The organism is Castellaniella daejeonensis, assembly GCF_039523555.1.
Classification (GTDB): Bacteria; Pseudomonadota; Gammaproteobacteria; order Burkholderiales; family Burkholderiaceae_B; genus Castellaniella; species Castellaniella daejeonensis.
The window spans coordinates 61064-83930 of record NZ_BAAAFN010000013.1 but is presented as its reverse complement, the minus strand read 5'-3'; the positions used below and the strand labels follow the sequence as shown (position 1 = coordinate 83930).

Sequence of the window (22867 nt, the reverse complement as noted above, 5' to 3'; positions counted from 1 at the left end):
TCCACGCCCCCGAGCCGCTTCGCCGTGACTACCGTACTGATCATTCCCGGTTCATCCGCCTTGTCCGACTTCCGCCGGGAACGCCTGCTGCGTACCCTGGCGGCCCGGAACCTGCCGGTGGCCGACATCCGGGCGCAGGCCTGCCATTTCGTCGGCGTCGACGGCGACCTGGATGAAGCAGGGCAGGCGCGCCTGCGGGCGCTGCTGGACGACGGCCGGGCTGCCGACGGCGACGCGGCCGGGCGCCATGCGGCACGTTTCCTGGTGATCCCGCGCCTGGGCACGATTTCTCCCTGGGCCAGCAAGGCGACCGACATCGCCCGGCATTGCGGCCTGCCGCAGGTCCGCCGCATCGAACGCGGGGTGCGCTATACCGTCGTGCCCGAACGTGGCCTGCTGGGCGCGCGCACGCTGGATGCGGACCAGCTGGCCGCCGTGGCCGATTGCCTGCACGACCGCATGACCGAGACCGTGGTGGCGGACGACTTCGACGGACAGGCGCTGTTCGCATCCCTGGAAGGCCGACCCGTCCGGGCCGTGCCGGTGCTGGCCGAAGGCCGCGCCGCCCTGGAATCCTGCAATGCGGACCTGGGCCTGGCGCTGTCGGACGACGAGATCGATTACCTGCTGCGCGCCTACCGCGACCTGGGCCGGGATCCCACCGACGTCGAACTGATGATGTTCGCGCAAGCCAACAGCGAACACTGCCGCCACAAGATCTTCAACGCCCACTGGACGATCGACGGCCAGGCCCAGGCGCATACGCTGTTCGACATGATCCGCGCCACGCATGCCGCGCAGCCCGAAGGCACGATCGTCGCCTATTCGGACAATGCCGCCATCATGGCCGGCGGCCCGGCGCGGGTCTTCCATGCGGGCGGAGCCGAAGACACCGTCTATCGGCGCCACGACATCGTGGCCCACACACTGATGAAGGTCGAGACCCACAACCACCCCACCGCCATCGCGCCCTTTCCCGGCGCGGCGACGGGTGCGGGCGGCGAGATCCGCGACGAAGGCGCGACCGGGCGCGGTTCCAAGCCCAAGGCGGGCCTGACCGGCTTCACCGTGTCGAACCTGCGCGTCGACGACGCCGTCGAGCCCTGGGAAGATGCGGGCGGCGCGCCGGGGCGCATCGCCACGCCGCTGGACATCATGATCGAAGGCCCCATCGGCGGGGCCGCGTTCAACAATGAATTCGGCCGGCCGAACCTGCTCGGCTACTTCCGCAGCTTCGAGCAGCAGGCCGGCGGCACGCGCTGGGGCTATCACAAGCCCATCATGCTGGCGGGCGGCCTGGGGCAGATCGACTCGCGGCTCACGCACAAAGACCCGTTGCCGCCGGGCGCGCTGCTGGTGCAGCTGGGCGGGCCGGGCATGCGCATCGGCATGGGCGGCGGCGCGGCTTCCAGCATGGGAGCGGGCAGCAATCAGGCCGAGCTCGATTTCGATTCGGTGCAGCGCGGCAACCCCGAAATGCAGCGCCGCGCCCAGGAAGTCATCGACCGCTGCTGGCAGCAGGGCGAGTCCAATCCCATCCTGGCCATCCACGACGTCGGGGCGGGCGGCCTGTCCAATGCCTTCCCCGAACTGGTCAACGACGCCGGCCGCGGCGCGGAATTCGAACTGCAGCGCGTGCCGCTGGAAGAATCCGGCCTGTCGCCCGCCGAGATCTGGAGCAACGAATCCCAGGAGCGCTATGTCCTGGCCATCCTGCCGGGCGACCTGGACCGTTTCGCACGCATCGCCGACCGCGAGCGCTGCCCCTACGCCGTGGTCGGCGTCGCCACCGAGGAACGCCGCCTGCGCGTCACCCTGGGCGAGGGCCTGCCGGGCCTGGACCGCCCGGCAGGCGAGATCGCGCCTGCCGGCCTGCGGCCCGTGGACGTGCCGGTGGATGTGATCCTGGGCAAGCCGCCGCGCATGCAGCGCAATGCCGAGCGCGCCGCCGTGGCCGGCGACCCGCTGGATCTCAGCGGCATCGAACTGCCCGAGGCCATCGAGCGGGTGCTGCGCCATCCCACCGTGGCCAACAAATCCTTCCTGATCACCATCGGCGACCGCACCGTGGGCGGCCTGACCGCCCGCGATCAGATGGTCGGTCCCTGGCAGACGCCGGTGGCCGATTGCGCCGTCACCCTGCGCGACCACGAGGGCGTGGCCGGCGAAGCCATGGCCATGGGCGAACGCAGCCCCATCGCGGTCCTCGATCCCGCCGCGTCCGGCCGCATGGCCGTGGCCGAGGCCCTGACGAATCTTGCCGCCGCCGGCGTCGCCCGTCTGGAAGACGTCAAGCTGTCCGCCAACTGGATGGCCGCCTGCGGCGCCGCCGGCCAGGATGCGGCCCTGTTCGATACCGTGTCCGCCGTCAGCGACTGGTGCCAGAGCCTGGGGCTGTCGATTCCCGTGGGCAAGGATTCCCTGTCCATGCGCACGGTCTGGCGCGACGAAGCGGGCGAACAGCAGGTCGTGTCGCCGGTGTCCCTGGTGGTCACGGCCTTCGCGCCGGTGGCCGACGTGCGCGCCACCCTGACGCCGCAGCTGCGCGACGCGGCCGAAGGCTCCGTGCTGCTGCTGATCGACCTGAGCGAAGGGCGCCAGCGCCTGGGCGGGTCGGTGCTTGCCCACGCCTATGGCGCCATCGGCACGGAAACCCCCGACCTGCGTGATGCAGGCTTGCTGCGTGCGGCCTTCCTGGCGCTGCGCGAGCTGGCGGCCAAGGGCTGGATCCTGGCATGCCACGACCGTTCCGACGGCGGCCTGCTGGCGGCGGCGGCCGAGATGGCCTTCGCCGGACGCCTGGGCGTATCCCTGAACCTGGACATGCTGACCATCGATCCGCACACGGCCGATGCCGGCGATTACAAGATCCGCGCCGACCAGGTGGCCGTGCAGCACCATGAGCGCAATCTGGCGGCCCTGTTCAACGAAGAGGCGGGCTGGCTGCTGCAGGTGCCTCGCGCCCACCGCGACGATGTGTTGCGCCACCTGCGCCAGGCGGGCCTGTCCAACTGCACCTACGTGGTGGGCATGCCCAATGCGCGCCGGGAACTGCAGGTGTTCCGCGACGGAACTGCCATCTACCAGCGTCCGCTGGGCGAGCTGGGCCAGGTCTGGAGCGAGACGACGCGGCGCATCATGGCGCGGCGCGACCATCCCGCCTGCGCCCAGGCCGAATACGATACCTGGCTCGATGCCGAGGATCCGGGCCTGTCGCCGAAGGTGGATTTCGATCCCCAGGCCGATGTGGCGGCCCCTTTCATCGCAACCGGCGCGCGGCCGCGCGTGGCCATTCTGCGCGAACAGGGCTGCAACAGCCAGGTGGAAATGGCCTGGGCCTTCGACACCGCGGGGTTCGAGGCCGTGGACGTGCACATGACCGACCTGCTGTCCGGGCGCATCCGTCTGGATGGCATGAGCGGCCTGGTGGCCGTGGGCGGTTTCAGCTACGGCGACGTGCTCGGCGCGGGCGAGGGCTGGGCGCGCACCATCCGTTTCAACGCGGCGCTCGCCGACCAGTTCGGCGCCTTTTTCGCCCGGCCCGACAGCTTCGCGCTGGGCGTGTGCAACGGCTGCCAGATGATGGCGGCGCTGGCCGACTTCATCCCGGGGGCGGACGCCTGGCCGCGCTTCACGCGCAACGTGTCGGAAAAATACGAGGCACGCCTGTCGCTGGTCGAGGTCCTGGATTCGCCGTCCATCTTCTTCGCCGGCATGGCCGGGGCACGCGTACCCATTGCCGTTGCGCATGGCGAAGGCTTTGCCGATTTCAGCCGCCAGGGTGATGCCGCCCGGGTGGCCGGCGCCATGGCTTTCGTCGACAACCGGGGCGCCCGCACGGAGCGCTATCCGGCCAACCCCAACGGCAGCCCGGCAGGCCTGACGGCGGTCACCACGGCCGATGGCCGCTACACCATCATGATGCCGCATCCCGAACGCGTCACCCGCAACGTCATGATGTCCTGGCGTCCCGAACGCTGGGGGACGGCCGACCAGGGCGGGGACGACACCGTGCACGGCGGCTTCACACCGTGGATGCGGATGTTCCGCAATGCCCGGGTCTGGATGGGGTAGGCCATGGGATGCGGGGCATCGCCTTTCGCGAGACGGTATAATCGATCTTTGTGCGGAGTTCATCCATGCGTCTGATCAAGAAAGCCCTGACCTTTGACGACGTCCTTCTGGTCCCGGCCTATTCCCAGGTTCTGCCGCGCGACACGCGCCTGACCACGCAGCTGACCCGGGGCATCCAGCTCAACATCCCGCTCGTGTCCGCCGCCATGGATACCGTGACCGAATCGCGCCTGGCCATCGCCATGGCCCAGGAAGGCGGGATCGGCATCGTGCACAAGAATCTCAGCGCCGACGAGCAGGCGCGAGAAGTCGCGCGTGTCAAGCGCCACGAATTCGGCATCGTCATCGATCCGGTCACCGTCACGCCCACGATGAAGGTGCGCGACGCCATCGAACTGCAACGCCAGCACGGCATCTCCGGCCTTCCGGTCGTCGAGGGCGGCAAGCTGGTGGGCATCGTCACCAACCGCGACCTGCGTTTCGAGGACCGCCTGGACGTGTCCCTGCGCGAAGTCATGACGCCGCAGGAACGCCTGGTCACCCTGAAAGAGGGCGCCACCCTGGAAGAAGCCCAGGCGCTGATGCACCGCCATCGCCTGGAACGCGTGCTGATCGTGAACGACAAGTTCCAGCTGCGCGGCCTGGCCACGGTCAAGGACATCGTCAAGAACACCGAGCATCCCCTGGCCAGCAAGGACGCCCAGGGCCAGCTGCGCGTCGGCGCCGCCGTCGGCGTGGGTGAAGGCACCGACGAGCGCGTCGAAAAGCTCGCCGCCGCCGGCGTGGACGTGATCGTGGTCGACACCGCCCACGGCCATTCGGCCGGCGTGGTCGAGCGCGTCACCTGGGTCAAGAAGCACTATCCCAACATACAGGTCATCGGCGGCAACATCGCCACTGCCGCCGCCGCGCGTGCGCTGGTCGAGGCCGGCGCCGATGCGGTCAAGGTCGGCATCGGCCCGGGCTCCATCTGCACCACCCGCATCGTGGCCGGCGTGGGCGTGCCGCAGATCACCGCGATCGCCGACGTGGCCCAGGCCCTGGAAGGCACGGGCGTGCCGCTGATCGCCGATGGCGGCATCCGCTATTCCGGCGACGTCGCCAAGGCCCTGGCCGCGGGGGCGTCCACCTGCATGATGGGCGGCATGTTCGCGGGCACCGAAGAAGCGCCCGGCGAAGTCGTGCTGTTCCAGGGGCGTTCATACAAGTCCTACCGTGGCATGGGCAGCCTGGGCGCCATGGCGGAAGGCTCCGCCGACCGCTACTTCCAGGATCCCAACAACAACGTCGACAAGCTGGTGCCCGAAGGCATCGAGGCCCGCGTTCCCTACAAGGGCAGCGTCATCGCCATCATCTTCCAGCTGGTGGGCGGCATCCGGGCGTCCATGGGCTATTGCGGCTGCGCCACGATTCCGGACCTGCACGCGCGGGCCGAATTCGTCGAGATCACCGCCGCCGGGGTGCGCGAATCACACGTCCACGACGTGCAGATCACCAAGGAAGCCCCCAACTACCGGGCGGACTGATCCCGTGGCGGCCAGCGATCCCCGTCCGGCCGCCGCAGGTGCGACCGCCGTGCCGGCAGCCGCGCACATCGACGACGACCTGACCCAGGCCATGCAGGCCTGGCGCCGGGATTTCCACCGGCATCCCGAGCTGGGGCACCAGGAACACCGCACTGCGGCACGCGTCGCCGAGCTGTTGCGTTCCTGGGGCATCGCCGTGCACGAAGGCTACGGCGGCAGCACCGGCGTGATCGGCGTCCTGGATGGTCGCCTGGGCACGGGGCCCACCCTGGGCCTGCGCGCCGACATGGACGCGCTGCCCATGCCCGACGCAGGCACCCATGGCCACCGTTCGATCCACGACGGGATCGCGCACGCCTGCGGCCACGACGGCCATACCGCCATCCTGCTGGGCGCCGCCTGCCATCTGGCGGCCAAGCCCGATTTCGCCGGCCGCGTCGTCTTCATCTTCCAGCCTGCCGAAGAGCCGTTGACCGGGGCCCGGGCCCTGGTGGAAGCGGGCCTGTTCCGCGATTTCCCCTGCGACGAGGTCTACGGCCTGCACAACAACAATTGCATCGGCCCGGGGCAGGCCGGCGTGCGCACCGGCGCCATCCTGTCGGCCTGCGACCTGTTCGAGATCGAAATCCGCGGGGTAGGCAGCCACGCCGCCATGCCGCACCGGGCCAACGATCCCATCGTGACGGGCGCCGCCCTGGTGCAGTCCCTGCAGTCCGTCATCAGCCGCAATGTCAATCCCTTCGATACGGCCGTGCTCAGCGTCTGCCAGTTCCAGGCCGGCAGCGCCATCAACGTCATCGCCGATCGTGCCGTGCTGCGCGGCACCGTGCGCACCTTGTCGCGCGAGGCCCAGTCGCTCGTGCTGAGCCGCCTGCGGGATCTGTGCGATGGCACGGCGCGCAGCTATGGCTGCGAGGTTGAATTCCGCCACCTGCTCAGTTCCCCGCCCACCGTCAACCAGGCGGGGCCGGTGGAGCACGTCAAGCGCGCCGCCGCCGCCGTGCTGGGCGCCGGCCAGGTCGTGGACCCCGTCACGCCGCTCATGGCGTCCGAGGATTTCGCCTACCTGCTGGACCATTGCCCGGGTGCGTACTTTTTCCTGGGGCATGACGGCCTGACCTGCCATCATCCGGAATTCGATTTCGACGACACCCTGCTGGCGCAGGGCGCGGCGATCTTCGTCACGCTGGTCCAGCAGCGGCTTGCTGCCTGAAGGATGCGCCCGGGCGGGCGCATCATGGCTCTTCAGTCAGGCGTGGCGACGGCGGCGGGGCTGCTCAGCCGCAGGATGGGGATGGCGCCCGCCAGCAGGCCCAGCGTGCCCAGCACCAGGGCGAATTCCAGCGATGCGCCGAACCAGGCGTGCGTCAGGCTGAAGAAGATCGGGCCGATCAGCTGCCCCAGGGCGAACGAGGCCGTCATGGCCGCCATCTGGCGCTTGGCACCGGCCTGGCCGACCGCTGCCTGGGCTTCCTGCAACCCGACCATCGTGATCACCATGAATGTGCTGCCCACGCAACAGGCGGCCAGCAGAATCGCCGGCAGCGCATGCCACACGGCGGGCGCCAGCACGCCCACGGCCATCACCACCTGGGAGCCCGCCCAGATCTGTGGCCGCGTGTAGCGGCGCGTCAGGCGGCTGGCCACCACCGTGGACACCGCGCCTGCCAGGCCGAAGACCGGCCAGGCCAGGCTGAACAGCCACGGGTCCGGCACCAGCAGCCGCGCCTGGGCCGGCAGGAACGTGGCTGGCAGGATGTAGCCGAAGCCGTAGACCCCGTAGCACAGGATCAGGCCCCAATGCAGGGGCGGGGCGGTGTGTGCCGTCGCGCCGTCCGCCGCCATGGTCTTCGGTGCCGCAGTGCCGCCTGCCGAGGTCGGGGAGACAGCACCGGCGGGCAGGGCGGCGGCGGGTGCGGTGCCGGCCGTGCGCCAGAGCGTCGATGCACCCAGCAAGCCGCCCAATGCCGCTGCCGCCAGCCAGAGCCAGGCATGCGATGCCGTCGTGCCCACCAGGGTCAGGCCCATGCAGGCCAATCCCGCGAATGCGATGCCGCAGCCCACTCCTGCGAACACCACGCCGCTGCGCTCCGTCTGCCCGGACGCATTCAGGCGCGCGATGCACAGGGCAGACGTGCCGATCAGCACCCAGGCGCTGGCCACCCCGGCCAGCAGCCGCCAGGCCAGCCAGCCCAGCCAGTGGTTGTCCAGCCCCATCGCGGCCGTCATCAGCACCACCAGCCACAGGCCGCGCCGCAGCAGGGCCGCGGGCTGCCAGCTCAGGTGCGTGACCAGCAGCGCGCCCAGCAGGTAGCCCAGGTAGTTTGCGCTGGCCAGCCAGCTGCCCTGGGCCAGGCTCAGCCCCAGATCGGCCTGCATCATCGGCAGGACAGGCGTGAATGCGAAACGGCCGATCCCCATGGCCACGGCCAGGGCCAACAGGCCGGCCAGGTGCAGGGGAACACGAAAGGGGCGGGATGCCATGAGGTTCGATCTCCTTGAGGCTTGTAATGTAACCGGCTCTCGCGTTCGAGACCAAGGTGCCGGGACACCCGGGGCATCCCTGGGTTACATTAACGCCTTGAACAGACCTCCCGATCGCCCATCCATCATGCACCACCAGCGCATCCTCATCCTGGACTACGGTTCCCAGGTCACCCAGCTCATCGCCCGCCGCGTGCGCGACACCGGCGTCTATTGCGAAATCCATCCGGGCGACGTGGACGACGATTTCATCCGCGCCCAGCTGGCGCAGGGTCTGAAGGGCATCATCCTGTCGGGCAGCCATGCGTCGGCCTACGAAGAGGAATCGCTGAAAGTTCCCGCCGCCGTATTCCAGGTCGGCGTGCCTGTGCTCGGCATCTGCTATGGCATGCAGTCCATGGCCCTGCAGCTGGGCGGCCAGGTCGAATTTTCCGATCACCGCGAGTTCGGCTATGCCGAAGTCCGCGCGCACGGCCACACCCGCCTGCTGACCGGCCTGCAGGACTTCGAGACCCCCGAAGGGCACGGCATGCTGAAGGTCTGGATGAGCCACGGCGACCGCGTCACGGCCCTGCCGCCCGGCTTCAAGCGCATGGCCTCGACGCCTTCGTGCGAGATCGCCGGCATGGCCGACGAGGAACGCGGCTTCTATGCCGTGCAGTTCCACCCCGAAGTCACCCACACCGTGCAGGGCCAGGCGCTTCTGGAACGCTTCGTCACCGAAATCTGCGGCTGCTCGCGCGACTGGAACATGCCCGACTACGTGCAAGAGGCCGTCGCCCGCATCCGCGAGCAGGTCGGCTCGGACGAAGTCATCCTGGGCCTGTCCGGTGGCGTCGATTCTTCCGTTGCCGCCGCCCTGATCCACAAGGCCATCGGCGACCAGCTCACCTGCGTCTTCGTCGACCACGGCCTGCTGCGCCTGAACGAGGCCAAGCAGGTCATGGACACCATGGCCCGGAACCTGGGCATCCGCGTCATCCACGTCGATGCCAGCGAGCAGTTCATGGGCAAGCTGGCCGGCGTGGCCGATCCCGAAGCCAAGCGCAAGATCATCGGCCGCGAGTTCGTGGAGGTCTTCCAGGCCGAAGCCGGCAAGCTGAAGTCCGCTCGCTGGCTGGCCCAGGGCACCATCTATCCCGACGTCATCGAATCGGCGGCCTCCAAGACCGGCAAGGCCGTTGCCATCAAGTCCCACCACAATGTCGGCGGCCTGCCCGAGACCCTGAACCTGAAGCTGCTGGAACCCCTGCGCGAACTGTTCAAGGACGAAGTCCGCCATCTGGGCCTGGCCCTGGGCCTGCCGCCCGAGATGGTGTTCCGCCATCCGTTCCCCGGCCCCGGCCTGGGCGTGCGCATTCTGGGCGAGGTCAAGCGCGAATACGCAGACCTGCTGCGCCGCGCCGACGACATCTTCATCACCGAGCTGCGCAACACCGTCGATCCCGAAACCGGCAAGTCCTGGTATGACCTGACATCCCAGGCCTTTACCGTGTTCCTGCCGGTGAAGTCGGTGGGCGTGATGGGCGACGGCCGTACCTACGACTATGTCGTGGCCCTGCGCGCCGTGCAGACGACCGACTTCATGACGGCGGATTGGGCGGAACTGCCTTATTCGCTGCTGAAGCGGGTATCCTCGCGAATCATCAACGAGGTCCGCGGCATCAATCGGGTCACCTACGACGTGTCGAGCAAACCGCCAGCTACGATTGAGTGGGAATGATTTGCCGCCTGGCGTGTTGATGCGATAGCTGGCATCAGAACGATGGAGAGCCCCTGTTTTAGCGGCTCTCCATTTTTTTGATTGGTTTTGGCTGGCAGGTGCTAGCAGGCCCAAGCATGTTTTCCGGATGGTATTTTTGAGGGTATCGACGCTGCGTTATGATGACGCGGCACCCGGTACCATCCATTGATGATTGATGTTCGGATGGTATTGAAATGTGCTATCCATTTGATTTCAATCATTTTTTTAGCGATCAATGAGAGCGTCAAAAGATGGTATTGATGTCGAGCTTCGATACCATCCGACGTTCGTGGTGCACTAGTCAAGTTATTGATTCAAAAAGGAAAGACATGCTCACCGATACCATGCTCCGTAATTTGAAGCCGCGTGATAAACAGTACAAGGTGGCGGATCGCGACGGGCTGTATGTGGCGGTGAGCGTGACGGGCGCGATCTCCTTTCGCTACAACTACCGGCTGAACGGCCGCAGCGAAACCCTGACCTTCGGGCGCTATGGAGCAGGCGGCATCACCCTGGCCGAAGCCAGAAGCCGGCTGCGCGAGGCCAAACAGAAGATTGCGGCCGGGATCTCGCCCGCCCAGGAAAAGGCCCGCAGCAAAGACAAGCTGCGGGGTGAAAAGCGGTTCGGTGCCTGGGCGCAGGACTGGTTGCGGGGGCACGACATGGCCGAATCCACCCGCGACATGCGCCGGTCGCTGTATGAGCGCGACCTGAAGCCATACTTTGCCAATCGGCTGCTGCACGAGATCACCGAAGAAGACGTGCGCAGCCGCGCGGACGCCATCCTGCAGCGGGGTGCGCCCGCGACGGCCGTGCTGGCGCGGGAAATCGTCATGCTGGTGTTTCGTTGGGCGTCGGCCAGGGGCTACAAAGGCAGCAACCCGGCCGATGGCGTACCGCCGTCATCCATCGCGCGGTTCAAGGCGCGGGAAAGATCCCTGGGGCCGGATGAAATCCGGTTGCTGTATCAATACCTGAATCGGGTGGCGACTACGCCCGTGATCCGCCTGGCGGTCAAGCTGCTGTTGCTGACCATGGTGCGCAAATCCGAACTGATCGAGGCCACCTGGGATGAGATCAACTTTACGGATGCCCTGTGGACCATCCCGGCGGAGCGCATGAAACGGCGCAATCCGCATAATGTGTATCTGAGCAGCCAGGCGCTGGACATCCTGATGGCCATGAAAGTCTGCGCGGGCGGGTCGCGCTGGGTGCTGCCGGGGCGCTATGACCCGGATGTGTGCATGAGCAAAGCCACCTTGAACCAGGTGACCAAGCTGGTCTGGACATCGGCACAGGCCGACGGCCAGGATCTGCCGCAGTTTTCGCCCCATGATTTCCGGCGCACGGCCAGCACGCTGCTGAACGAAGCCGGGTATAACTCAGACTGGATCGAAAAATGCCTGGCCCACGAGCAGCGCGGTGTGCGCAGCGTCTACAACAAAGCCGAATACGCCGAAGGGCGGCGCGAGATGCTGCAAGACTGGGCCAATATGATCGATGGCTGGACGCAGGGTCCGGCGGGTGCGTAGCGCACCGACCGGATCTTGCACGGCCCTGGCTGGGCTAGGTGCCCGTGCGATGCAGGGGTGCCGACAAGGCCGCGTCCATCTGGTGGTTGCGCGTGCTTTTGCGGGATTCCAGCCAAGCGTTGACCTCGGCCAGGTCCCAGGCGACGACGCGGTTGGACAGGCAGAAGCGCTGCGGGAATTCGCCGCGCTTTTCCATATCGAAGATGGTGCGATCAGACAGCGGAACCTTGCTGAGCAGTTCCTTGCGGGTGATGGCAACGATGTTGGCGGCGGGGGCAGGGTGGGGGAAAAGGTCGGCTTCCGACCGGCTTGGTTCGTTCATGCGATTACCTCTTTCTGCGGGCATATTCAACATGATGTGCCCGAATACGGAAGTGACCTGCCGGCATGCCAGCAGGTCAGGGATTCTGTTCTTGGATTACGTCGCCATCCTCGATGTTGGACGCCATTGTGGCGAACCAGGCGCTTCCCGCAAAGGGGGAAGTCCCCGCCGCACGCTGTCGTTGATGCCCCACGCGAGGGGCCGACGGCACGAAGCGGATTTCATCGGTTTTACTTCAACCCCGATGCCTTGCAGGTTGCTGCGCAATCGCGTGCCGCGTCATCGGGCAGGGCGCAGTATTCATCGATTGTTTTTTGTTAAAGAGCCGGGCTGATGTGATCAGCTTGGGGGTATTTTCAGCAAAATGCTTGGTCGTGTCAATACCCTATTTGACCCTTTTATTTACGCTGGCTGAGATGCCTGATAGGCTCGAAAAGGGTAGCTGATTACCCTATGCAAGGCCCCGTTTTGACAGGATAATTTGTATATTGCTGTGTCAGTTTTGAACCTATGGGGTTCAAGCTTGTCGGAGCTGGTCCATAGGGAGATCACGGGCTGTGGCCCTGATCGCGCATTCGTCGGATCGCAAGAGCGGGGATGCCTTGTTACGGTTTAATGATCATTTTTACCCTGCTGCCAGGTAATGCCATGCGGCTGCCAGGATTAGTCTTCATATTGATATATCAAAAGAATCTTATAATCCATACTGTTAACATGGATATAGAAGCATATGCCGGATTTTCAACCTGTTCGTGCCGCCTGTGAGTTCGCGGGAGGCGTCACTGCGTTGGCCAGACGCCTGGGCCTTCCGCCGCAGGTCATCCACAGCTGGGCCATCGGCCAGCGGCCGATACCGATTATCCGGTGTGTGGAGATCGAGGAACTGACAGGGGGGGAAGTCACCCGGAAGCAATTGCGCCCGGATGACTGGTGGCAGATTTGGCCGGAATTGAGGGGGGAGGATTGAAGGTTGTTCAGCCTTGCTGAAATATGTCTACCTTCGTTTCTAAACATTTTCGCAAGCTGAGGTCGGTGGCACCCACCTCGAACCAACCTCCAGGCTTCTGGTAGAAGTCCAGTCCTCGCCCGATCTTGATGACCCAGCCGTTATCCAGACGGATTTCGCGGTCATGGATATTCGGGTTGAGCTTCACCTCCAGTTCGACATCCAATTCCAGCAGGCTCTGCTTCAACTCATCGAGTTTCTCAGCGATGTCGGACAACTGCGTCTTGTCGTCGTAGCCGGTGATCAGGCTGATCTTCTTCACGGTACCAGCCTTCAAAACGGTCTCGCAGAAACGCACGAAGTTCTGGATCTGGTGTTGCAGCCGAATATACGGATCTTCAATGACGACGGCCTTTGCGCCTTGCAAGTAGGGACCCATGATCGACTCATAGCTGTACCCGGTATCGCCATAGAGGATAGTGAAGTGCTGTTCCTTGAGCTCGACCGATGACGGAGCAACCCCCGTTGGGGCTGGAGCAGCCTGTATCGGCGCAGCTGGGGATACCACTGCCGCAGCAGACGCTGGGTGGGGGACAGGCTGCACTTCGACTGCTTCAGCAGGCTGCACATCAGTCTGGTTCAGACGACGACGCGCTGGTTCTTGCGTTGCGGGCGCATCCTTCGATTCCGGGCAGAAAACCACCACTTCCTCGCCACTGGCCTTGAAGTAGGACAGGTTGATCCTCGCAAACTCGTCGTCTGGTTTGCGCTTGTTCATCTGCTCCTTGACGCGGCGGCGGCACTCCGTGGCATAGGCCACGTATTCCTCGAACTCCTCATCCGTCGGCGGCCCGTTGGGGTGCAGCACCTTCAAGAACGCACAGACGGTCTTCTTGATACCTTTCTCATCACGCCCCTCGATGGATTTGCCGAGCCGAATGCGCTTGCTTACTTCCTCATACCGATTCGTGTGCTTGAACTGGTAGTGGAAGGCCTCGGCCAAGTAATCAGTGATGAACCCGTAATTGCTGGTCAAGAACTCGCTGCTGTTCTTGGGCATCTCCCAGCCTGGTATGTACGCGGCGAAGCGGTCCATCACGGCCAGGTCGAGTTCCGGGGGTAAGGGCTGAAACAGGTCGTGCTCGTTCGAATTGACCACCTGCTGCACCGACACATCGATGTTGCCAACAAAGCTCAGGCTGGCATCGGCGATGACTTCGGCCCCGCGCGAGAAGCGCCCGTTGGCCATGAAGTCCTTCATGATCTGGATGGTGTCAGGGTCACGCACCTTGATGCCGCCGACTTCATCAAACGCGACCGTATCCCAGAAGCCGACCAGCCCCACCTTGCGGCGCGCGTTGTTGTAGAACAGCGTGGCCTTGGTCGCCTGGCCGCCCGAGATCAAGGTGGCATAGGGCGAAAACTCGCTGAAGAAGTAAGACTTGCCGGTGCCGCGTGGCCCCAGCTCGATGTAGTTGTAGTTGGGCTCCACCAGCGCAGCCAACCTGGCGATAAAGTGCATCTGCACGCGCTTCGAGAGCTTGCTGGGCTCTAGCCCCACAGAGCGCAAAACCGCCGCTAGCCACTCGTCACGCGTGAACGCCCCGCGCCCCTCTGCATACCGCTCAAAATCGAATCGCGTCAGTTGGATCGGTCGCAAGTCCTCGATGGAGAACGCGTAGTCGTCTTCATCGATGTCGTTGTGCGCCAGGGTGACTTCGGCCCAAATGCCGCCTTCCAGCAGCCTGTCGTTGTCGCGGTAGAACTTCTCGCCGATCGCGATGCGTTGCGAGTTGAAGTTTTCCAGCGATGCCCAGTGGCGCTTTTCCTTCTCGACGTAGCGAACGTGGACCTTGTCGATGAACCGATGCTTGCCCTTGGTGGCCACCTTGGACTGCGCCGCATTGGCCTCATCCGGCCGCACATAGTTCTCCTGTAGCGACGAAAGCACGGCCTCCATGCCGGCGTCCATCTCTGCCTGGTCATTGCTGGCGCAATATTTGGCAAGCAGGAACTCCAGGACGAACGTCGGGACGTTGGTGCCTTTCTTGATCCGATGCAGCAGGTCCTTACGAAGTACCTTGCCGTCGAATGTGGCGTTTAATTTTTGGTCGAGTTCGTCCATAGGGCTCATTCCGTATAGTCGGTTTCAAGCGCCAGATTGCTGTAGGCCGCCAGAGTCGTCGGGTTCAGCGCTTTGACTGCGAACTTGCCTCTGAACTCATCATCCATCCGCAGCGCAATCTGCTTGCGCTGGCCTGGCATCAGGGTCACGGTTCTGGTCGCGGGGTTCACGTCGCCGCCTGGGCGTGGCTCTCCCACCACATTGCCCTTGCTGTCTTGCGCTTCCAGCAAGATCTCCACGTTCATGTCTTGCGAGAACATGTCGTCGGCCACCAGTATCACTTCGATGACCGGCAATCGCGTAGTGATTCGTTTGGCGCCGTTCTTGTAGCTCAGCTCCACCACCACCTTGCGCAATTCCGCATGGGCGGCGGTATCCAGCCTGGCCACCAGCACCGGCACAACGGCCTCGGCCAGGGATGCGCCGCCGTGGAAGTACAGGTGCCCTGAGCGATAAGGAGCCATGCTGCGCGGTAGTGCCACTTGGGTGAAATCACCGCGAATACCGACCTTCTCTGCACTGACCACCAGGCTGTGACCATCTGCTGTGCCGTCGCCCAGCATCATGCGGTCATGGGCATTCACCGGCCATTTCCCTTGCGGTTTCACGCACACATCACCAGCTTCCGCTTGCGCATTGAGGAAGAAGCCGTGGTCGGTGACGATCACCGCCTCTTTGAAGCCCATGCCACGAAGCTTATGCAGTGCCACGCGGATCAGCTTGAGCGTGCCTGGGATCAGGCCCAGCGTCGTTTCCGGGTTGCTTTCCAGTTGGCTATCGATTTCCGTAGAGCGCAGCACCAGCAGGTCGACGGTTTCGGCAATCTTCGGCTTACCGCGAACAAAGTCATTCAGCGGCAATTCCGCGAACCGATCGCCATACCGCTTGGCCAGCACACCCATGCGTTGCGGGACGTTGCTCACCGGCGCGCCCGCCAGCTTAGGCACCAGGGAATCATTCTCCAGCGACAAGGTCAGCCCCGTGCGAGCGCCCGGCAGCAAGCTCGCCATGCCCACTAGGGTGATGGTCGGCAACTGCGCATAGGCCGCTTGCAGCTCGACGGGACCGTCTTCCGCCAGCAGCTTTTCGAGGGCCACGCCCAACTCGTAACGCAGGGCGTCCACCATCAGGTAGGCCACCTTGCGCCCGCTTTCCTTGAGGCGATCTGCCACAAGGCGATCAAAGGCATCGGCGTTGGCCAGTCGCCCAGTCGGCGGCCATCCCGTAGTCTCGACGTGCTTCACAAACACGCCCTGAACCTTTTCCGCCAGACGCCTATAGCGGGCGCGGGCCTGACTGATCACTTCATGCATCAGGCCATGCGGGTCAAGGAAGTCGCCCGCCGCTTGCTCAAACTCGCGTTGCAAGCGATCTGCCTCGCGTAGGCTACCCAGGTAGAAGTCGATCAGCTCCGCTTGCGAACGGGCGTGATCCGGCAGCTGGCGCTCAAAATCGTCGCAGGCCTCAACCAGGCTCAAGCCAGACCGCACCAACTCCCACTGGGCCTGGCTTTCGCCCTTGCCGAGCCATACCGAGCTCTTATGGCGGGTCAGCACACGGCGCGTGGCATCGGTGTCGCCGCTGACAATGCCCTTGATCGCAGTGCGCAGGAAGGTCCGCTCCTCGAAGGGAAAGGTGTCGCGCTCGCCCAGGTCTTCAATCGCCCCACATAGATCGCTCAGATTGAGTTCCGCCTCAATGGCCTCGGCGCGCTCGATGTACGCCGCGCGTGCCTTCGGATCGCTGCGCAGACGGTCGCACACATCCTCGACGATGGGTCTGGCTTCCATCGGTGCGTGTGGCACACCCTTCAGGGTCTCCGGCAGTGCCACCGGCAAATCAAACACGAACTCGCTGAACAGCACATAGCGCCACAGTTCATCCGCCAGGGCAGACCAGGTCTTGCCGCGCGTCTTCACGCTCAGGCCCAAGGTGGCTCGGAGGAAATCACGCGCCTCTTGCACCCAGCCTTCCTGTCCCTTGAGCGCTTCGGATTGGCTGATACTCGGGGCCAGCAGTGCGGCCAGAATCTCGCGACCCGACTCCACCCGCAACGTGGCTCGCAACTGGGGCCAGCTCACACCGCCGCCAATGGCATCGATCACTGCAAAGGTCGGCCCAGAGGGAGAAGTGGCAAACACCTGCCGAATCTCGGTCGCGTGATCCGGCCTGGCGCGCAGGCACAGGCTCAGATACTCGTCGCCATCGTCTTGCGGGAACACCGCACCGCATTCTGCGTACAGGGCGAATGGATCAGCCTGCTTCTGCTCGTCGGTTTCGGGGCGCTTGGCAGGCACATAGATCAACACACCTTCCAGCGGTGCTTTGGGTTGCCCCACCTCGCGCAGTGCCAGTAACGCTGCCTCACGGCTTTCGATGCTGCTCTCAGACGCATCCACCACCCGGACCTTGTCGGCCGCCAGATCGAAACACTGCTCGCGGTAACGCTTGTCGGCGTCGTAAACCACCAAGGCGCCAGCTTGCTTCAGGCGCGGCCGCAGCACGCTTTCTCGAATGAATTCCGCAATCGTCATTTGTCCCCCCGCAGGCTCAGGATGGACATCACCTCCTTGAGCATCTTGTCTGTTCGCGCCGTAATGGCGGCCTCGTTCCAATCATCGCGGCTGGCTAAGTCCGCATTCAGGTACAAGCCATTGCGGTAGCCAATGAAATCGCCCTGGTCGTTCTTGCGATCCCGCTTTTTCAAGAATTCCATCGTGCCGAGCTTGGAGTTGTAGCCACTCAGGGTCAGGTTGCCGAGCTGGTGAGCACAGCGCTCGCGAATGGCAGCCGCAGTGCCATTCTGATCCCCTTCGAGCATCGTCACCCACCCCGGTCCCAGGTTCTCGGTCTTCGGCAGGATGTGTTCGACGGTGAATACGGGGCGATCATTGGCGTCGTGCGCCCATAGGTCGCGTTTGTTTTCCCGGGTTTGGTGCGTCTCCTCCAGCTTGCACAGCATGAACCGCGTGGCCTCGTAGTTCTCAAGGTACACATCGCCCTTGAAGCGCGACTCGCAAACATCCTGCGGGGCTGCTCGTGCCAGCAACCAATCACTGGTTTGCTGGATGAAGCCTTCCAGCGTCGTGATCTCGTCACTGCGAATCTGCGTCAGCAAGTGGCCGACCAGTTCCATGAACATCGGGTCGAGTTCGCGGGTGGGTGGCATATCGGTGAGGTTGCGCCAAAAGAACCACTTGGTGAGCAAAGTGGCCAGACGGCTCACTGCATCACCCTCAGTCCATTTCTGGCTCTGCGCCACCTGGCTGGCCCACAGCAAGAATGCGTAAGCCGGCGCGGCCCCCAGGCGTTGCAGGTCTTGCAAGGCTGCTGCGGCAGCTTCGCCCCAGTTCCCTCGTGCCACGGCGGGGTTGAGCAGTGCCGAGTAGGTTTTTCCCTTGGCCTGAAGCGCACCGAACAGCCAGACCGGACGCTTGCGCAGCAGGGTGTCGTAGATGGTGATCAGGTTCGAGCGCGTGGCGCGGGTGCAGCCTTTGACCTCGACCCGCTTGAGGTACTTGAACATGTTGTACAGCTGGCGCAGAAAGCGCTCCTGAACAGCCGGGTCGGGCAACAGGTCAATCAGGTCTTTCCACTCGTCAAACGCCCGGTCGATGCCGTAATCGGGACGCTTGTCCAATTCGGCTAGCAGGTTGTTCTTGATTATGTCGATGGCGGAGAGTGGAATGCCACGGTTGTTGATCGTCTCGAAAAGCACGAAGGCATCCGAGTGGCTGGGTACCTCGATCTTGACCAGGATTGCCGCCTTCAGCTTATCCAGAAGCTCCAATGCTTGCTCTATACTCAGCGGCTGCAGGCGCTCGCGGAAATAGCTATACGCTTTGGCGATACGGCGATTGCCGAAATAGCTCAGGCCCTTGGGCGCGGAGACTAGCTTCGGGAAGAGGTCACTCAGTACCTTCTGGAAGTCGGCCTTATTCTGTGCCTGTTCGCTGGGCTCAAAGCGCCACTGATTGGTCGACTTGATAAAGAGCCGGTTCTTGAGGTTTACCATCTCAACATTGAAGTCGTCATCCGGGTCAGGATGGGCCTTCAGCCGGTCGTAGAGCGCGCAGAACAGCAGGCTGATCGTGGTGAAACGCTGCTGACCATCGATCAGCTCCAGACGTCCTCCCGCCATCGAATCCTTCTGGTTGTTCACGCAGATGATCGAGCCCAGGAAATGCCCCTTTGGGGAATCCTCCAGATCATTGAACAGCGCCTCCCAGTCCCTCGGTTTCCACACGTACTCGCGCTGATACTTTGGGATAAAGAACCGCTGCGCAGCATCCGGGTTGAAATAGTGGCTGACTGGGTAATCCTGAACACTACTGATCATTCGTCGCCCCCAGCCTTCTTCTTGCGTGCCTTCTTCGGCGCTGCCTCGAGCTCGATGTACAAATCCTCCAGCCCGTGCGCGATGGCCAGGCTCTTATCGGTTTTGCACTTCTCACGCACGCGCTCGGGCCAGTAGTTCATCGCCAGGTGCGCCCAGTCGTAATCGCCCTTTTCCAGCTTGGCCCAGGTGTCTTTGAGCACCTTCTGCCAGGGCTTGTGGCGGAACAACTGCCACAATCGCGCGGCACTGATCTGCACGCCGTCGTCGTGGTTTGGCTTGTAGGTGGGCGCGAGCTTGAGCAGGGTGTCGCGCAGCTCGATCAACTCCAGCTCGAAGGCTTGCAGGGCCTCGAACTGCTTTTCGTCGTCGCGCGTGCGGGCCGAACCTTTGTTGCGCAGCGCCGTCACGTCAGCGCCGACTTGTTTAAGCTTGGGTTCGACGAAGTCGTTGATGGCGGTGTACAGCGTCTGACTGGTGAGACTGGGGTAATAGACCCACAGCGTGTAGCTGCCGGAGGTGGTGGTCAGCGGCCAGTAGATGGGCGCTTTGCGGCGGCTCTTGGAGTAGCGCTGCAGGTGGAAAGCAAAGAAATCCCGTTGCAGCCAGCGACGCACGTCTTCCGGCACCGCGATATCCACGCGAGCCAATACCTCCTCCACCAGACGCGCGAGGTCATGCGGGTGCCCTTGGTCGTCCACCAGGATGCCTTCGTGCACATGGAAGGGCGCGGCCCCGCCCGGCAGCATGCCTGGGCTCTTGGCAGGCAGTGGCTCGAAGGGTTCCGGCTCGGCAGGTGCGGCGCGCTCGCCGATGGCCAAGCGCCAGTCGAAACGGCCAAATGCCACGCCGACAGTCCAACTTAACAGGCCCGCCGTGTGGTCGACCGGCGCTACGCGGTCTTCGTCGTCGGCCTCCTCGTCGGGGAGTTCGTCCGCTGCGCTCGCCGCCCCCTGGCTGGCCTGTACGGCGGTGCGGTCGGTTTCGGAAAAGCCGTAGAGGTCGAAGGCGATGGCGTCGATCTCAGCCTGAATGCGAGCAAGCTCTGCTTCAATAGCGGGCGGGTCGTAATCGCCCAGGCGAGAGCGCAGCGCGGCAGGCAGCGCAAACGCATGAGAGGTCTCTTCGATGGTGTCCAATGTGCGCTTGAGGGACCAGGCGCGGCACGACAATCTTGCCAGCTGAGATGATTGTGCATCTCCAATCGAGGGCCAGGGAAGCAACTGCAAAATACCGACGATAAACTCGGGGAACCCAAAGCGACCTAGAGCAACCTTAAAGAGATAATCAAAGGCTTGACTATTAAATAACGCCAGCGCCGTCAATTCATCTCCCTCTGGGAAGAATGCGCAGTATCCACGGGCTGAAAAGCTACTTGCGCTCGCCAGTGCTTGAGGTGAAAAGCTTCGCGATCGCAGCGGCCACGTCAACCCCTTGCGACCGAAATACTCATTACCGTCAAGCCGTGTGCCAGCGATCGCCTTTGTTTGATAGCCAGCCCGCAACTCGACCCCTTCATCCACCCAATTCAGGAGGAGCTGTTGGTCCGCATAGTAAGGTGAATGACTGCCGCCTTTTGCAAACGGCAACCACCCATCAGGGTTCATAGATTCCCACCATGCCCGCAGGAAACGATCGTCGTTTCCAGTCGTAAGCCCGTGTTTTACGAACCGGCCATCACACTCAAATCTGTCAAATTGGCTGAACTTTTCACGTACCTCTCCGCTCACCCAATAAGCGAATGGCGAGCCCGGTACTGCCCGGAACGATTCCGGCGCCACCTGAAATGACCGCGCATCACTCTGTCCTGTACGCAAGGCGCTGCAACTGACCAGCAAATTAGTGGCTTTATCTTTGTCCGCTAGCAGGCGTAGAAAGATTGTCATGCCTGTTTCTCCAATACATAGGCAGCAGCCTCGACCATTGCATCGTCCATTACTCCAAGCCCAAGGTCGGCCATCACTTCGGGGCGGGCAACGCCCAGCACCACACCCTCCCGCCACTTCTGAAAACTAGAGAGGAAGAAGCAAGTGCGCGATGTAATGGCGCCAATGCGCCCTCCAGAGCGCAGCAGTTCCAGGCCACGCTCGACCATGATGGCCAGCAGGTCGTTCTTGCTGCGCGGGTAGGCTTTGGCGAGCTGGTTCTTTGTGTTGGCAGCCAGTGCGCCAAACGGCGGATTCATTACCACCACATCAAACACTTCGCGGCACAAGTCAATGAGCCGGAGACCTTGCAGGGCATCTTGTGCAAAAAGGCGTCCCTGATACGTTGACTTGGCGGCCTGGGCGAATTCGGTGAGCGCATCACGCAGCCGTGCCTCTGCCTGCTGCCAGTTCTCCTGCTCCTGCGCAGCAAACAGGCCGGTGCCTTTGCCCACATAGACCTGGCGAATCAAGTGAGGCAACTCGCGCTCAACCTGGAGCAGCACGCCCAACTCCGGCAGGCCCTTCAGCAGTTGCAGGGTCTTCTCGAACAGCTCTGCATCGCGCTTATCGAGGTTAGCCGCAAACTGCTGCCGCAACTCACGCTCTGCCGGTGGCGCAATGGCGGCGACCACATGGCCGCGCCCAATCAAAGGGCGGTCTTTTGCCTTGACGCCTGCATCGTGCCAGGCACGCTGCGCCCGCAGCCACAGCGCCAACGAAGCGATCTGCGCGGCGCGCGGGTCGATGTCCACGCCATAGATGTTGTGTTCGATGATCAGACGCGGCACGTCGCGCAGAAATGCCGCCTCGTCCTCGTAGGTCTGGCTCAGTGGCTTGAATGCAGCCTGGGGCTGGGTCGAGACATCCAACGAGCCGGGGCCGTGTTCTTTCTCCCAGGTCCAGGCTTCGCGGTAGATCTCGGCGAACAGGTCGAAGGCATACAGGCCGAAGTGCATGGAGCCGCAGGCCGGGTCCAGCAGCTTCAGTGTGCGCGGGTCGCGCAGCTTGGTGGAGACTTGTGGCGTTTCGTCCGGTTTCACCAGCAAGTATTGGCAGCGATCGCGCAGGCCGGTGGCCCCGCCCGTGGCGTTGAACCAGAGACGCCCGAGCGTGTTGTCCACCAGAAACTCGACCACATAGCGCGGCGTGAAGAACTGGTTGCGTACCGCCAGTTCTCGGCTGTTGCGCGGTGCCTGACTGGCATCGCGCATCGCCTTGCGCTCTTCCTTGGAGTTGAAGTACTGGTAGATCCAGCCGATGGTTTCATCCTCGCTCCACAGCGGGGCGATGTCGGCATCGTTGATCAGGTTCAGCACTTGCAGCAGCGCGGCCTCGCGCGGGAACAGGCGGCCCTGCGGTGAGTAGCGGTCGAACAGGCCCGGCAGGTCTTGCGCAAGTTCATCGAACACGCTGAACAAATACACGCGGTAGGCATCGCCGGTTTCGCCCAGGCCGGTGCCAGCCAGGCGCACGTAGAGCTGAAAGCCCTTAGCCTGAAAGCCGTTGCCGACTGATTCGACCAACAGGCCACGCGCTTCCGCCATACGCAGCGCCGCCAGGCGGTTAAGCACGGTGAAGGCCTGTTCGCGCACGATGCGATCCAGCCCCTGCATGGCGTTCATGTCGCCACTGGCGGTGTAGTGCGCCAGCGTGTCGCGCAGGATGCGGGCGGTTTCGCGCTGGGCGTCGTTGATATGGCGCAGACTGGCAAGCTCGGCGACAGATCCCGCATTCGGGTCCATGCCGTAGTCGTTCTGCAGCTGGCGGGTGAATTCCTCTTCCAGCACACGCCGCGCGTCGTTGACGAAGCGCTGTAGGCGGTTTCTTGTTGTTTGGTCGAAGGCCATCAA

Annotated in this window: 13 protein-coding genes; 6 read left to right on the top strand and 7 right to left on the bottom strand. The window is 63.6% G+C overall.

Annotated features, from left to right (window positions below):
* The first annotated feature begins 24 nt into the window (after positions 1–24).
* From purL to ABD022_RS09075, 3 genes are all read left to right on the top strand, one after another.
* Positions 25–4074, top strand: a complete 4050-nt coding sequence (purL, locus tag ABD022_RS09085; RefSeq protein WP_343821046.1) for a phosphoribosylformylglycinamidine synthase — start codon at positions 25–27, stop codon at positions 4072–4074.
* Positions 4075–4139: 65 nt separating this feature from the next.
* Entirely contained in the window at positions 4140–5600 is a 1461-nt protein-coding gene (gene guaB / locus ABD022_RS09080; protein WP_343821045.1) for an IMP dehydrogenase, read from the top strand.
* A 4-nt stretch (positions 5601–5604) separates the two neighbouring features.
* On the top strand, positions 5605–6813 hold the full coding sequence (locus tag ABD022_RS09075; RefSeq protein WP_325125210.1) for a M20 aminoacylase family protein: 1209 nt from the start codon (positions 5605–5607) through the stop codon (positions 6811–6813).
* 32 nt (positions 6814–6845) lie between these two features.
* Here the strand turns inward: ABD022_RS09075 and ABD022_RS09070 are convergent, their stop codons facing one another.
* Positions 6846–8084 carry a YbfB/YjiJ family MFS transporter gene (locus ABD022_RS09070; RefSeq protein WP_325125211.1) on the bottom strand — a complete coding sequence of 413 codons (1239 nt, stop codon included), beginning with the start codon at positions 8082–8084 and terminating at the stop codon, positions 6846–6848.
* Positions 8085–8211: 127 nt separating this feature from the next.
* On the opposite strand from ABD022_RS09070, the gene guaA reads away from it, so the two are divergent.
* Positions 8212–9807: a glutamine-hydrolyzing GMP synthase gene (gene guaA / locus ABD022_RS09065; RefSeq protein ID WP_343821066.1), complete on the top strand. Its 1596-nt coding sequence runs from the start codon at positions 8212–8214 to the stop codon at positions 9805–9807.
* A 350-nt stretch (positions 9808–10157) separates the two neighbouring features.
* Complete coding sequence (locus ABD022_RS09060; protein ID WP_343821042.1) at positions 10158–11360, top strand: tyrosine-type recombinase/integrase; 1203 nt, start codon at positions 10158–10160, stop codon at positions 11358–11360.
* A gap of 34 nt (positions 11361–11394) precedes the next feature.
* Here the strand turns inward: ABD022_RS09060 and ABD022_RS09055 are convergent, their stop codons facing one another.
* Positions 11395–11682 (bottom strand): helix-turn-helix transcriptional regulator, encoded by a 288-nt coding sequence (locus ABD022_RS09055; protein ID WP_343821040.1) that lies wholly within the window; start codon positions 11680–11682, stop codon positions 11395–11397.
* Between the two features lie 730 nt (positions 11683–12412).
* On the opposite strand from ABD022_RS09055, the gene ABD022_RS09050 reads away from it, so the two are divergent.
* Entirely contained in the window at positions 12413–12649 is a 237-nt protein-coding gene (locus ABD022_RS09050) for a transcriptional regulator (RefSeq protein WP_343821038.1), read from the top strand.
* Between the two features lie 7 nt (positions 12650–12656).
* Here ABD022_RS09050 and brxL read toward each other — a convergent pair whose 3' ends face one another.
* Genes brxL through ABD022_RS09025 form a run of 5 tightly spaced genes read right to left on the bottom strand, consistent with a single transcriptional unit; the run spans position 12657 to position 22864 of the window.
* The gene (brxL, locus tag ABD022_RS09045) at positions 12657–14753 is read right to left on the bottom strand and encodes a BREX system Lon protease-like protein BrxL (RefSeq protein ID WP_343821037.1); all 2097 of its coding nucleotides are present in this window, start codon (positions 14751–14753) and stop codon (positions 12657–12659) included.
* Between the two features lie 5 nt (positions 14754–14758).
* Entirely contained in the window at positions 14759–17287 is a 2529-nt protein-coding gene (locus ABD022_RS09040; RefSeq protein WP_343821036.1) for a PglZ domain-containing protein, read from the bottom strand.
* Positions 17284–19092: a DUF262 domain-containing protein gene (locus tag ABD022_RS09035; RefSeq protein ID WP_343821034.1), complete on the bottom strand. Its 1809-nt coding sequence runs from the start codon at positions 19090–19092 to the stop codon at positions 17284–17286. The genes ABD022_RS09040 and ABD022_RS09035 overlap by 4 nt, the downstream gene beginning before the upstream one ends.
* Positions 19089–20975, bottom strand: a complete 1887-nt coding sequence (locus ABD022_RS09030) for a BREX-1 system adenine-specific DNA-methyltransferase PglX (protein ID WP_343821033.1) — start codon at positions 20973–20975, stop codon at positions 19089–19091. The genes ABD022_RS09035 and ABD022_RS09030 overlap by 4 nt, the downstream gene beginning before the upstream one ends.
* Complete coding sequence (locus tag ABD022_RS09025) at positions 20972–22864, bottom strand: Eco57I restriction-modification methylase domain-containing protein (RefSeq protein WP_343821031.1); 1893 nt, start codon at positions 22862–22864, stop codon at positions 20972–20974. Before ABD022_RS09025 ends, ABD022_RS09030 begins: the two co-directional genes overlap by 4 nt.
* Between the last annotated feature and the right edge of the window lie 3 nt (positions 22865–22867).